This window comes from Clostridium amylolyticum, from assembly GCF_900142075.1.
GTDB lineage: Bacteria > Bacillota > Clostridia > Clostridiales > Clostridiaceae > Clostridium_AA > Clostridium_AA amylolyticum.
On record NZ_FQZO01000005.1, the window covers coordinates 209,863 to 224,011 of the forward strand.

Annotated in this window: 13 protein-coding genes and 1 riboswitch; of the genes, 1 reads left to right on the top strand and 12 read right to left on the bottom strand. The window is 32.2% G+C overall.

Features of this window, described 5'->3' with window-relative positions; translation table 11 throughout:
- Positions 1–4: 4 nt before the first annotated feature.
- From lepB to BUA82_RS12615, 4 genes are all read right to left on the bottom strand, one after another.
- Positions 5–529: a signal peptidase I gene (gene lepB, locus BUA82_RS12600; protein WP_242948970.1), complete on the bottom strand. Its 525-nt coding sequence runs from the start codon at positions 527–529 to the stop codon at positions 5–7.
- Positions 522–773: a DUF3006 domain-containing protein gene (locus BUA82_RS12605; RefSeq protein ID WP_073008707.1), complete on the bottom strand. Its 252-nt coding sequence runs from the start codon at positions 771–773 to the stop codon at positions 522–524. The genes lepB and BUA82_RS12605 overlap by 8 nt, the downstream gene beginning before the upstream one ends.
- Positions 774–1,001: 228 nt before the next feature.
- Positions 1,002–2,297: a diaminopimelate decarboxylase gene (lysA, locus tag BUA82_RS12610; RefSeq protein WP_073008710.1), complete on the bottom strand. Its 1,296-nt coding sequence runs from the start codon at positions 2,295–2,297 to the stop codon at positions 1,002–1,004.
- Between the two features lie 155 nt (positions 2,298–2,452).
- A riboswitch (Lysine riboswitch) is annotated at positions 2,453–2,625 on the bottom strand.
- Between the two features lie 68 nt (positions 2,626–2,693).
- Entirely contained in the window at positions 2,694–3,980 is a 1,287-nt protein-coding gene (locus BUA82_RS12615; RefSeq protein WP_073008713.1) for a dicarboxylate/amino acid:cation symporter, read from the bottom strand.
- 343 nt (positions 3,981–4,323) lie between these two features.
- Between BUA82_RS12615 and BUA82_RS12620 the strand changes: the two genes are divergently transcribed.
- On the top strand, positions 4,324–4,965 hold the full coding sequence (locus BUA82_RS12620; RefSeq protein WP_073009129.1) for a TetR/AcrR family transcriptional regulator: 642 nt from the start codon (positions 4,324–4,326) through the stop codon (positions 4,963–4,965).
- Between the two features lie 27 nt (positions 4,966–4,992).
- On the opposite strand, the gene dapF is transcribed toward BUA82_RS12620, so the two are convergent.
- The 8 genes from dapF to BUA82_RS12660 all read right to left on the bottom strand — a co-directional run bounded on the left by dapF (position 4,993) and on the right by BUA82_RS12660 (position 14,041).
- Positions 4,993–5,958 (bottom strand): diaminopimelate epimerase, encoded by a 966-nt coding sequence (gene dapF, locus BUA82_RS12625; protein WP_073008716.1) that lies wholly within the window; start codon positions 5,956–5,958, stop codon positions 4,993–4,995.
- A gap of 67 nt (positions 5,959–6,025) precedes the next feature.
- Positions 6,026–6,433: a hypothetical protein gene (locus BUA82_RS12630; RefSeq protein ID WP_073008719.1), complete on the bottom strand. Its 408-nt coding sequence runs from the start codon at positions 6,431–6,433 to the stop codon at positions 6,026–6,028.
- 90 nt (positions 6,434–6,523) lie between these two features.
- Positions 6,524–7,576: an N-acetylmuramoyl-L-alanine amidase family protein gene (locus BUA82_RS12635; protein WP_073008722.1), complete on the bottom strand. Its 1,053-nt coding sequence runs from the start codon at positions 7,574–7,576 to the stop codon at positions 6,524–6,526.
- A 97-nt stretch (positions 7,577–7,673) separates the two neighbouring features.
- Entirely contained in the window at positions 7,674–8,969 is a 1,296-nt protein-coding gene (locus tag BUA82_RS12640; protein ID WP_073008725.1) for an MFS transporter, read from the bottom strand.
- A 120-nt stretch (positions 8,970–9,089) separates the two neighbouring features.
- The gene (locus BUA82_RS12645) at positions 9,090–10,043 is read right to left on the bottom strand and encodes a phosphoglycerate dehydrogenase (RefSeq protein ID WP_073008728.1); all 954 of its coding nucleotides are present in this window, start codon (positions 10,041–10,043) and stop codon (positions 9,090–9,092) included.
- Between the two features lie 327 nt (positions 10,044–10,370).
- On the bottom strand, positions 10,371–11,384 hold the full coding sequence (mglC, locus tag BUA82_RS12650) for a galactose/methyl galactoside ABC transporter permease MglC (RefSeq protein ID WP_073008731.1): 1,014 nt from the start codon (positions 11,382–11,384) through the stop codon (positions 10,371–10,373).
- A gap of 2 nt (positions 11,385–11,386) precedes the next feature.
- A complete protein-coding gene (locus BUA82_RS12655; protein ID WP_073008734.1) occupies positions 11,387–12,910 on the bottom strand; it encodes a sugar ABC transporter ATP-binding protein in 1,524 nt (507 codons plus the stop codon).
- 78 nt (positions 12,911–12,988) lie between these two features.
- Entirely contained in the window at positions 12,989–14,041 is a 1,053-nt protein-coding gene (locus BUA82_RS12660) for a galactose ABC transporter substrate-binding protein (protein WP_073008737.1), read from the bottom strand.
- Positions 14,042–14,149: the final 108 nt, after the last annotated feature.

The window sequence follows — 14,149 nt, forward strand, 5'->3', positions numbered from 1 at the left end:
CCTCCTATTTTATCCACCCCATCTTATTAAAAGGATAAACTCTTACTTGTGCTTTTCCTCTTATATCCTTACCATCAATATAAGGATCCTTCCAAAACCTGCTATCATTGGAGTTTGCTCTATTATCTCCCATGAAGAGAAACTTTCCTTCTGGAACAACAAAACTGCCTGGCTTTTTACTAGGATGTTTAACATAGGTTTCATCTAATTTGTCACCATTTACATAAACATTTCCATCTTTAACCTCTACCTTATCACCAGGTAATCCTATTACTCTTTTTATAAGTAAATCTTGCAGCTCATGAGAATAAAACACAAGCACATCTCCATGTTTAATTTTATTTTTATCGTATACTTTAGTAACAAAAAGTTGATCGCCTTCATTTAATGTAGGTTTCATAGATTCTGAAGGAATATAAACCTTAAATAATAAAAATGTATTAATAAGATAGGCTATAACAATGGCAGCTAGTATGGGTAAAATCCAATCATATATGATGCTTTTAGTAAAGCTTTTATTATCACTCACTCTCTTCGCCCTCATCTTCCACCCACATGCTTTTCACTAAATCCTCCATATCCTTTCTACGTTTAAAAGTGGCTTCTGCATGAATTTTATATTTACCATCTTTTATTATAATTACGTCTCCTTCCTTTACTTTATCTTCTATCTGTCTTCTATCTATATTTACAATATTGCCTTGATAGTCTTCACATACCACAATAAAATTATCCTCTATCCTGTCTACTATTAAAGGTACCTTATGTTGCATTTTTTTACTCCTTTTTTGTTATAATTATATAATTTAGTATACCATATTACAATGGGTTTTAAATCATACCTGTATAAGGTATTGTTAAATATATATAAATTTTTCACAAAGCATTATTCAATATTATTTTAAGTGGTATTGATTATTATATCACATCTTGTTTTTATCATAAATAGTAAATGTCAGCACTAAGCTGACATTCATCATTATTAATATATTATTAACAAATCATCTTACTTCATTTTTTATTATATCTTCATAGCTTTCTCTTTTACATATCAATCGTTCGTGTCCATTCCATACCATTACTACTGCCGCCTTTGGAATCTTATTGTAGTTACTGCTCATAGAATATCCATAAGCACCTGTGGATAAAATAGCTAACATGTCTCCACTGTATACTTTAGGCATGGCAACCCCCTTTAACAATATATCTCCAGACTCACAACATTTTCCTGATATAGTTACCCTTTCACTAATGTCCTGAATTACTCTATTGGCAACTACACACTCGTACTGAGCGCTATATAAAGCTGGTCTTATATTATCTGTCATTCCACCATCTACTGATACATATTTATTTATTTCAGGTATTTCTTTAATAGAACCAACGGTATAAAGAGTTATACCAGAATTACCTACAATAGACCTTCCTGGCTCAATAGTTAAAATTGGCTCTGGAATATCTAAGTTTTTGCAAACCTCTTCCACTCTATTAATTATGGCTATACAATATTCTTCGGTAGTTTTAGGCTCATCACCATCTTTATAATATATACCAAAACCTCCTCCTAAATCTAATTCTCTCATAAGATACCCTGTTTCATCATAAATTCTTCTTATAAGAGCAAGCATAATATTGCAAGCTTCCTCATAAGGAGCTATTTCAAATATTTGTGATCCTATATGACAGTGTAATCCCACAAGTTCTATATTAGGAAGCTCAATTGCTTTTTTTACAGCTTCGATTATAGAATCTCCTAATGTAGAAAATCCAAATTTAGAATCTATATGACCAGTCTTAATATACTCATGAGTGTGTGCTTCTATACCAGGAGTTATTCTTAAAAGAACTTTTTGTACTCTTCCATAGGATTCTGCTATATTATTTAAATTATTTATTTCAAAGTCATTATCTATTACAAAACGCCCTACTCCTACCCTCATACCTAACTCAATTTCATCTAATGTTTTATTATTTCCATGAAAATAAACCCTTTCCATAGGAAAATTTGATTTATATGCAGTATAAAGCTCTCCTCCTGAAACTACATCTAGCCAAAGTCCTTCTTCTTCAATGACTTTGCACATGGCTAAAGTTAAAAAAGCTTTTCCAGCATAAGCTACCCTATTATTCTTTGTTTCTACTTTAAAGCAGTTATTATAACTTCTACAAGTTTCTCTAATTAGTTGTTCATCCATAATATAAAGTGGTGTACCATATTTTTTTGCTAAATTTGTTACTTTTATTCCACCTACACATAAAACATTTTCCTTTAGGTTCATTGTTCCAAATAATCTCATTTTGTACCTCCAATATTTTTTAATATAAAAAATCCCGCTTATATAAGCGGGTAGAGTATTGAGAATTCACGGTACACCATTAACTTTAAATAACTGCATATAAATAATAATGCAGCAAAGGAACACCTTTGCTGCAAAGTTAAATGCAAGCTTGTGTACCTTGTAGCTCTCCACATGAAAACTTATGTGACAATTGTATACATATTTTATACACAACCAGGAAGCTTTCTTGCCAGAAAAACTCCTTCGGCCATCATTCCTTTTTCTATTTCTCACTGCCTGCCGGCTAAAAATAGATACTCTTAATGATAGCGCCTCTACCCAGGTTTGATTTTTTACTAATTTTCTTTACATTCTATCATATGAAAAATAAAAAAGAAAGATATATTTTTAAATTTATACAGATTCAATGCTATCAGCCTCTTTACTTGTCCCAATACAATTATATACTTTATGATCCAATTCTTTTTCTGAGTTAGATACTATTATGGTGCAAACTGCATCTCCAGTAATATTAGTAACTGTTCTCATCATATCCAAAAGTCTATCTACACTTAGTATTAAAGCAATTCCTTCTAATGGAAGACCTACTTGTTGTAATACCATAGACAGCATTACAATTCCTGCTCCTGGAACACCTGCAGTACCAATGGAAGCCAAAGTAGCTGTAAGTATTATCATTAACTGCTGATATAAGCTTATATGTATCCCGTAAACTTGAGCTATAAACATGGCAGCTACCCCCTGCATTATAGCAGTTCCATCCATATTTATAGTTGCACCTAGAGGTATTGTAAAACTAGTTATCTTATCTGCAGCTCCTAATTTATTTGTGCAAGCATCCATGGTTACCGGTATGGTGGCATTACTACTAGAAGTGCTAAATCCCACCAGCATGGTTGGCCAAAACTTTTTAAAAAATGGAATAGGGTTTACCTTACCTAAAACCCTTAATAATCCACCATAGCTTACCACTGTATGAATAACAAGGGTTAATACTACCACTAAGAAATATTTTAAAAGAGACAGAAGTATATCTATCCCTTGAGTTAAAACCACCTGAGATATAAGAGCAAATACTCCAAAGGGTGCTGTTAACATAACCAATTCTATTATTTTTAAAAATACATCATTTATATCATTAAATAGCTCTATTAGCGGTTCTCCCTTTTTGCCCAATAAGGTAAGTGCCGCTCCAAATATTACAGCAAAGGTTATAATTTGAAGCATGTCACCTTTTATTAAAGATTCCACAGGATTGGTAGGAATCATATTTACAAACAAATCCATAATAAAAGGTGGTGTTTGTGTATTTATATTTGCGGATGAAACTGTCCGAACTACCCCCATACCCGGTTTAAAAATATTTGCCATAATAAGAGCTAAGGTTATAGCAAAAGCAGTGGTAGATAAATAGAAAGCTAAAGTTTTTCCCCCTATTCTCCCTAGCTTTTTAATATCGCCCATACTAGCTGTACCACATATTAAGGAGAATAATACCAAAGGTATAACCACCATCTTAATTCCTCTTAAAAATACATCCCCCATAGGTTTTAGGACCCACTTTATAACTGATGCATTAAAAGCTGTAGGCATTAAAACATTACCTATTATTCCAAATATAATACCAAGTATTAAAGCTGCTATTATCCAAATAGTAATAGACCTTTTTTTCTTTTTCATTTGTATTCCCCCTTTTCATTACTACGCCATGCCTTTTTCAGATAAATGAATTAATATTTTAAAATTATATCATATCTAGAGGTTGGCATCCATATATTTTTGCATAAAATGATTTTTTTAAACCACATACTTTCATTTTATCTTTTTTTAAAATGTATAGGATTAAATTTATTAAATTATCACTGTAGTACATTAAATTATTTACTGCTTTATGTATCTTAAAAACAATTCGTATAACAATATAATTACTTATGTTGTTATAGGAATAAATATGGTTTATAATTATATTGACTTCATAGTCAACCAAATAAGAAATATATTTAAGAAACCAGAGGTGTTATTATTGACAGAAGCTTTTAAAAAATTGTCAGAAGAAAAGCAGGAGCTTATACTAAAGGTCTGTATAGAAGAATTTGCAAAGAATGGTTATGATCATACCTCTACTGATGTTTTAACCTCAAAAGCCGGTATTTCAAAAGGAATATTATTTCATTATTTCAAAAGCAAAAAGAATCTTTACCTATACATAGTAAAAACAATTACAGAATTACTAGTTAAAATAATGCTAGAAGAAGCGGAGAAGGTCACATCCCAGGATTTTTTTGAAAGAATAAAAGCCATGACCATAATAAAACAAAAGCTGGCTATTCTTTATCCTAAAGAATCAGAACTTATAGTTAAAACTTTTATAAATCCACCGGTTAAGCTCCAAAAGGAAATTAATGAAATTTATATTGAAATACTTAGTTTTTCTCAAGGAATATATGATAAATATCTTTTTAGCTACATGAAAGAAAGTAGGCTGAAATTAGGTGTGTCAAAGGAAAGAGCCATTGAATTTTCTATGATTTTATTAGAAGGTTATTCAAATAAGATAATGCTAAATTATAAAGGAAAAGAGATGGATTTAATAAACAATACAGAACCCATCTTTAAAGAATTAGACGAATATATTGAAATAATTAAATATGGAATTTATAAATAATAGAACTGGACTTAAAGTCCAGTTCTATTATTTATATTTATCTTCCACCTCTTCAAGAAATCTTTGATAAATTTCCCCTTCCTTAAAGAAGCTTTCCTTTTCTGAAATTAGTTTATAGCTGGCTAATTTATATTCAATAGTGCACTTATAAATGTATGTGGCGTTACCCATAAAATTTACACTTATATGTCCTTGTAAATTTCTATTTACCATACATCTTATCATACCGCCTTGATTTACTATATCTAGCCTCTTGCCTAGCTTACTATTATCATTAATAGAAGCTATTATGGAGGATGCAGTCATACCTGTTCCACAGGAAGGTGTTAATCCTACTCCTCTTTCATAGGTTCTAACAAATATACTATTTTCATCTATTATCTTTGCAAAGTTTACATTTACCCCTTGAGGAAAAATATCCTTATTGCTATTAGCTTCAACTCCTATGGTAGTAAGCTCGGTATCATCAATATCTTCCACTAAAGCCACTATATGCGGATTAGTAATACTCACAGCTGAAAACAAATATTTATCTGTAAGCGCCCTTAGTGGTTTAAATAACAATTTAGGCTCTTTATAGCTAAGAGGCAAGGAAGACACATTAAAGTCTACGGTATCTATAACCACTTCTACTGTATATACTCCTTCATAAATATCTTCACAATGAGAAATATCATACTTAGCCTTCATGGTTTCAATGGTTACACTATTTGTATTTAAGCCTTCCATCACATATCTTCCTATGCATCTTAAACCATTACCACACATTTCAGCCTCAGAACCGTCGGAGTTAAATATTCTCATCTTCCCTTGGGCTACTTTGCTAGGTAAAAGAAATAAAATTCCATCTGCGCCAAGCTCAGTAAGCTTATCACAAAGTGTCTTTGCTATTTCTACTCTATCTTCTTCAGTAAACTTATAATCATTACTAATTTCATCAATTAAATAAAATTCATTTCCTGAACCGTGACATTTTAACAACTGAATTTCCATGTTTGCCCCTCCTTTCTTTTATCATACTTTACCATTATTTAAAAAATTAAATTCAACATGTAATATATTATTTAAATAGAAGATGAACTGCTATGGCAAGTGGAAGGACAAATGCTATTACCCTATGAACATCAAACAAAGGATCTGTTCTTTTTTTCTTACTTAGATATCCATAAATACCAATTAAAGCGTCTAACACCATTAGAGAAGCAGCAATTAATCCTGTTATTCTTAAACCTACATTAAAATACATAATGGATGAATGCACTGTTAAACCTATAGCTGCTATAATACCAATTAATTTATGGTATCTAATTATATACTTCATAACAGTTTTATAAATTTCTTCAAACTTTTTGTTTTCTTTTATCTTTAGAGGGTATTTTTTGTTTACAGCCTTCATTAAAAAATTAAATAATGCCAAAGTATAAAAAGCCACTGTCAGCCACCCAAAAAATTCTGCTACATCTTTCATTTTATTACTTCCCCTCTTACTAAAATATTTTAAGCACTAGCGTCTAATAGACAGTAGTGCAAAAAAAACTTAATATTATATATAATAAACCTATTTTTTATTAAGATATTCAAAAATACCATTATTAATACTTTCAGCAATATTATAAAGTATCTTATCCTGCTGAAGCTTGGACCTATCTTCAGCATTAGAGATGTAGCCCGCTTCTATAAGCACGGAAGGCATCTTTGTATCTCGCAGCACCTGAAAATTTTCTTTTCTAATATCATTATCACGCCATCCATCTTTTGAAATAATGTTTTTCTGTATTATAGATGCTAATTTTTCTCTTTCTGTAGCCTGGTCTTCATGGCCTTTTGTATAATAATAAGTTGCAATACCTTTTGGCTCAGATGTTTCAAAAGAGTTAAGATGTATAGAAACAAAAATATCCGTATTAGCCTTATTAGCTATTTCTGTAATTTCTCTTAACCTTTGTCTATCATTATCATTAATTTCATCATCTTCCCTAGTCATTACTATCTTACTACCGCCATAAATAAGTCCCATTTTCATATAATCTGCTATTTTCAATGTAATATCCTTTTCATAAAGCTGTCCGACATTTGCCCCTGTATCAATTCCCCCATGACCTGGGTCTACGGTAACGCTATAAGAATAAGGATTAGCTTTTTTAGCAATCAATATGTACACTTCATTCTTGCTTACAGGATGTTGAAAAACAAAATTTTCTTTATACTGGGTAGGAAATATAATTTCTAAATTTCCTGACACAGATTTTATCTCCACATCATTGTTAAAACCATAAGAAGTCTTATCATTTAATTCTATATTTTTCAATGTGGCTTTATCCAATGTGACTTTGTATCCAGTATTATACATTTCACCATTTAATTCATTGGAATCCTTAGAAAGAATTAGCTTGTACTTTTCAAAAGCTTCATTTTCTTCTACTGTAATAGCATCTTTAAAATCAAACTTTTTCAATTTATCTGGTGAAACTATTACAAGCTTGCCTGAATTTTTAGCATTGGCCTTACTTCCTGAAAAAACTGTAGATGTAAAGGCTAGAGCACCAGAAACCCCAACGATAATACAAAGAATGTAAAATATGTTTTTCTTCAATTTTTTACTTACTTTCATGTTTCCCCCTACACAAAAAAATTAATTGTTTAAAGTATAACACAAATTAAAATATATGTGGTAGGTACATAATACAAAAATTTATAATAAGTTTATATTATAAAACTTCCTCTACTAATTCTTCATTAGTACATACCTCCGTTGGCTTAATAAAAGATGCAAATACCCCTATAACGGATATAGCTAAAAATAACAAAAATGCCAATTTATATTCTGCAATGCCATAAGCTTTGCTACCATTTATCATAGTCCCTTGCCATTTTGTATCTAATATTACTCCTATGAATATACTTATTATGGAACTTCCTATAAATTCACCTGAATTAACTATGCTGGTAGCAATACCGTTATAGCTTTCTGATATATTTTCTTTGATATCTGTAAAGCAAAGAATATGTGACATAGCTAATGCTCCCATTAAAAAGAACAACACTGGCAAAACATTAAGAGGTGGTTGTCCCTGTGCAATTATCAATATATAAAACCATATTATTGTAATTATGGAGGCCGCTATTCTTGGATACATCATTAAATTATTTTTAAATATATGAGATGCTCTTCCAATAAATAGAGAACCCACAACAAATCCATAAATTACAAAAGATATATAAAAGGCTGCGCTAGCCTTTGTTAATTCGTACACAGAAGTAAGATAGGTTACTCCCCAAAGACCAGTAAAAGTGGTAGTACACCCAACCAGCGCAAATAATAGTAAGAAATTTCTCCAGGTAACACTATTTTTGGTTACGATTATGAAAGCTTCTTTTATATTAACTTTTACAGGAGTCTTTACCTTATTGATATCTTCGAAGCCTAAATCAGCTGGAGTATCCTTCACATACTTCCATATAAAAACTGAAATAATAAAACATATTAAAGACATTATATAAAAGGAACCTCTCCATCCCACCTTAAGTACTAAAGCAGCCAAGGGAAAGGTTGCCAATACTCCTCCCAAGTTTCCTATAAAGGATAGCCTTCCTGATGCTTTGGAAAATTCTTTTAAAGTAAACCAATTAGATTGAGCTTTAAGAACAGAAATAAATATTACCGAGGTTCCTAGTCCTACAAGAAACCTTCCTAAGTATGCCAGGTAAACATTAGTTGCCGCTCCAAAAACCACTGATCCCAAAGCAGTAAATAGCATTCCTAATGCGCTGACCTTTCTTGGGCCTATGGAGTCTAAGAGCATTCCTGCAGGGATTTGCATAAAGGCATAGGTATAATAAGTTATAGATGCTATATTTCCTAGCTGAGACGCGGATAAGCTGAGTTCTTTTGTAAGTTCTTCTGCCACCACTCCTGAGGCCATACGATGAAAAAGGGCCATTACAAAAGCCGCTGCTAAAATTAACCATATTCTCCATTTATAAAACTCATAACTTTTCTTCATAATATTCTCCATACACATATATTTTTAATAATACATTCCAATGAAATTATAACACGACGTATCAGCTTAAATAAAGCATTGCTTGCAATAATGTATAAAATGCTAAGCAATGCTTTATTATTAATATCCTTTTTTAAAATCTGCTCTATTCATTAACTTTTTGCCGTTAATATATCTTTTTAAATTATCACAGAAAAGCTGAGTTCTTCTTTCAAACCCATTATCGCTAACCCAGGAGTTATGTGGTGTTATTATGACATTTTTCATACCCCATAGCAAGCTGTCCTTAGGTATAGGCTCATCTTCAAATACATCTAATGCAGCTCCTTTTATATGACCTTCTTCAAGCTTTCTTATAAGAGCTTTTTCATCAATTACCTTACCTCTAGAAACATTGATAATATAGCTGCCTGGTTTCATTTTTTCTAAACTGGCTTCATCTAATAAATGATAAGTACTTTCAGTATTAGGAAGGGTTACCACCACCATATGACTTTTATTTAGCACAGTACTAATGTCATTAATAGAAAAACATTTATCAAAGGGTTCTACTAATCGTCCATCAGTATTTACTCCTAAAAGTTCTACCTCAAAGGGCTTTAATCTTTTAGCAGCTTCTATAGCTATACTTCCTGTTCCTAATATACCTATGGTTTTCCCATAAATCTCTGTGATATTATAAATTGGCCTCCACTTTCTTTCACGTCTAAATTCAAAAAGACATTGGGAACCTTTGGCAAGCTCTAGTATACTCATAACAATCCACTCACCTATAGGTATTCCATATCCCCCTTTATTGTTAGTTAATATTATGCCTCTATCTCTAATAACTTCTCCTACTTCCTCAGAGATTTGATCTAACCCCACGGAAGAAAGTTGAATCCACTTAAGCTTTTTAAACTTCTTTATGTCAACATTATTAAAGGGATTATAACAAACAAGTACTTCTACCTCTTCCATATAAGGCTTAAACTCTATATCACTTTCTTTTTCAAAATATAATTCATATCCCAAGTCTTCCAATTCTTTTTTCCTCTCACCTAAAAAGTCCTTAAAAGTAAATAAAACTTTCATACTCAAATACCCTCCTTGCATGCTATTTAATTTAATTATATATCATAATATTATATAAACTTATGAACATTATGTTTATTAATTTAGAATTTAGAATTTAGAATTGAAAATGGAGGAGGAAACTTAAATAATTTAGAATTTAAAATTTAAAATTGAAAATGAAGGAGGAAACTCAAGGAGTTTCTTTGAATGTATGAAAAAAAGAAAGAAGCTTCAACAGAAGCTTCTCTTGATTAATTCGTAAGTTTTTCTGGTTCTTTTCCAGAAAAACTATCCTTCATTCTACATTCTAAATTCTAAATTCTAAATTAAATTTCCTATTCTAAATTATTTTTTGCTAAGGTATTTTCTTATATCAAAGGCTACGGCACCTATGATTATTACGCCTTTTACTACTTGCTGCCAATATGCAGATACTCCTAGTATTACAAGTCCATTATTTAACACTTCAAATATAAGTACACCTGTTATTATTCCAGATACTTTTCCTATACCACCTGAGGTGGAAACACCACCTATGGTAGCTGCTGCAATGGCATCTAATTCATACATTTGACCATAGTTATTTGTAGCTCCACCCGTTCTGGCAGCTAGCAATACACCTGCAAGGCCATAAAGAGCTCCCGCTAAGGCATAGACCTTTACTAAGGTTTTTTCCACATTAACTCCTGATACTTCAGCAGCTGCAGGATTTCCACCGATGGCATATATATACTTTCCAAAGCGGGTTTTATTTAATATAAACCATATTAACAGCCCTACTAATGCTGCTATAAGTATCAAGTTAGGTACAAAAAATTTAGCTCCAGAAGCTAAAGAGGTAAAATCATTTCTTAAACCTCCAATGGGTTGTGCATTGGTATAAATACATGCAAATCCATAAACTATAACCATCATACCTAAGGTAGCTATAAAGGGAGGAACCTTTAAATAAGCTACCACCAATCCATTTACAAGTCCTATAAGCATACCAATTACTATGGCAAGAAGAATTGGCACTATTATAGGAAGCTGAGGGAGGTTTGGGAAAAGTTTATATGCATAATCCGGCCTCTGCAATAAACTAGCAGAAATACAGGCTGTTAGGCCTACCACACGACCAGCGGAAAGGTCAGTCCCTCTAGTGATAAGAGCACCTCCTACTCCTAGTGCTATAATTATACGTACAGAAGATATTAACAATACATTTTTAATATTACCAAAAGAGAAAAAACTATTTTCTAAAAGTCCTATGCTTAAAAATAATACTAAAAGTACTAAATAAATGGCATTCTTACTAGAAAAATCTCTTATATTTTTTATATTAAATTTACTACTTTTATTTTCATTTTCTGCAGTCATTTCTATAAGCCCCCTTGCTTGGCAAATTGAGTTGCGTAATTCATTACTATTTCTTGATTTGCTTCTTCAGAGTTCACAGTTCCTGTTACTCTTCCTTCACACATAACCATTATTCTGTCACACATGCCTAGAAGTTCTGGCAATTCTGAAGATATCATTATTATACTTTTGCCTTTTTTGGCAAGCTCAGCAATAATAGAATATATTTCATATTTTGCTCCCACATCTATACCTCTAGTGGGTTCGTCAAGGATTAATATATCAGGATCTGTTAGCAGCCACCTAGAGAAAATAACCTTTTGCTGATTACCACCCGAAAGGTTTTTTATCTCTGTTTTATGAGAAGGTGTTTTTATTCTAAGAACATCAATATTTTCTTTTACCACCTTTACACACTGCTTACTATTTATAGTTTTTCTTTTAATGTAATTATGAATGGAAGCAACCAACATATTATCCTCTATAGATAATACTGGAAATATCCCTGTTGACCTTCTTTCTTCAGTTAATAAAGCGATTTTGTGATTTTTTGCATCTATAGGAGTTTTAATTTTTACTGGTTTTCCATGTAAATAAGTTATACCTCCAATGGTACTTCTCAGCCCAAATAAAGCCTCTACCATCTCCGTACGCTGTGCTCCCACCAATCCAGCCACTCCTAGTATTTCACCTTTTTTAAGCTCAAAACTAACATTTTTAAAGGACTTTGGATTGGATGAGGTGAGCTCTTGAACCTTAAGTACAACCTCTCCTGGAACGTTTTCTCTAGTAGGAAATCTATTAGTTAAATCCCTTCCTACCATCTTTCTAATAATGAGATCTGTAGTTAATTCCTTTGATTCCCAAGTTCCAACGTACTTACCGTCCCTCATTATAGTAACTTCATCAGATATGGTTAATATTTCTTCCATCTTATGTGAAATATATATAATAGCTACGCCTTGTTTTCTCAAATTGTTTATAATCTTAAAAAGATGAGCAACTTCATTTTCTGTTAAAGAGGAGGTAGGCTCATCCATTACAATAACCTTAGATCTATAAGATACAGCTTTGGCAATTTCCACCGCTTGAGTTTGAGACACAGAAAGCTTGGACATAAGCGTATCAGGCTTAATACTCATCTGTAATTCCTCCATAAGCTCATGGGTATCCTTATACATTTTTTTGTGATCTACAGCCTTTATGCCAGCTATACTTTTTACTGGATATCTTCCCAGCCATATATTTTCCATAACACTTCTATGAGGTACAGGATGAAGTTCCTGATGAATCATAGAAATACCATTGTCCAGAGCGTCCTTTGAATTCTTAAATTCTACTTTCTTACCTTCTAAAATAACCTCTCCTTCATCTTGTTTATAAATACCAAATAGACATTTCATAAGAGTAGATTTTCCTGCACCATTTTCCCCCATAAGAGCATGTACAGAACCAGGCCTTACATTTATACTTACCCCATCTAGGGCTTTTACTCCGGGAAAGCTCTTGGAAATGTCCCGCATTTCTAATATGAATTTCTCTGACATAGGAACACCTCTTTCAACCTCTTTTATATATTATTGTGCTCAAGGGGATCACCCCTTGAGCAATGTAAATTAAATATCTTATTTCATTTTCTCTGCATTTTCTTTAGTTACAGGTTGATATGGAACCCATTTATATTTTCCATCAGTAATTCCTTCAACGAATTTACTTGGGTCTTCTTTTTTAGCTAATGAATATGCTGTATTAAGTATTGCCTTACCTTGATTCTTTGCATCATTAAGCACTGTTCCATACAATTTGTTTTCTTTTAATGAATCAAGAGCTGGAGCTGTAGCATCTACACCTACTACTGGTATAAATTTATCCCCTGTATAGTATCCTGCAGCCTTTAATGCTTCTATAGCGCCTAATGCCATGTCATCATTATTAGCAAATACCACTTCTATCTTGTCTCCAAAAGAAGATAACCAAGCTCCCATTTTTTCCTGACCTTGAGCTCTTTGCCAGTTAGCTGTGTCGCCAGCTAACTTTTCTGTTTTTATTCCTGCTTCGTCTAAAGCCTTAATGGAGAACTGAGTTCTTAGTATTGCATCTTGATGTCCTGGCTCTCCTTCTAACATAACATATTGTATTTTTCCATCTTTATTTTTATCTGCTTCAGGGTGTTTCTTCCAATAGTCAGCCGCCATTTGTCCTTGCATGGTACCTGATTCTTCCGCTTTAGCTCCTACATAAAATAATTTATCCCATTTAGCCATGTCTTCTTTTACTGGCTCTCTATTAAAGAATACTACTGGAATACCAGCTTGTTTTGCCTTATCGATGATTACTGATGCTGCTGTACGATCCACCATATTAACTGCTAGTACATCATACTTTTGAGTAATAAATGTATCTATTTGATCGTTTTGTGCAGCTTGTTGCCCTTGTCCATCAGTAAAGTTTAAAGATATCTCTACTCCATCCTTACTTCCTACAGCCTTAGCTTCTTCTTCTATAGCCTTTCTAACTGTAGAAATAAAGGTGTCATCAAATTTGTAAAGGGCTACTCCTACTTTCAATGCCTTTTTACCATCTGCTCCTGTTTTACCAGCATCACCCTTGTTTCCACAACCTACTAAGGCTGAAGCAGTGATTAATGCAGCTGCCATTATAGCTAATATTTTTTTCATATTTTCTCCCCCTTGTTACTATTTTGTTTATATATTAATAATAATCTGTAAAAATTATTTGTAACATAGAAATAATTGTTATCCTTCTTCACTTTTTTGTGATTATAA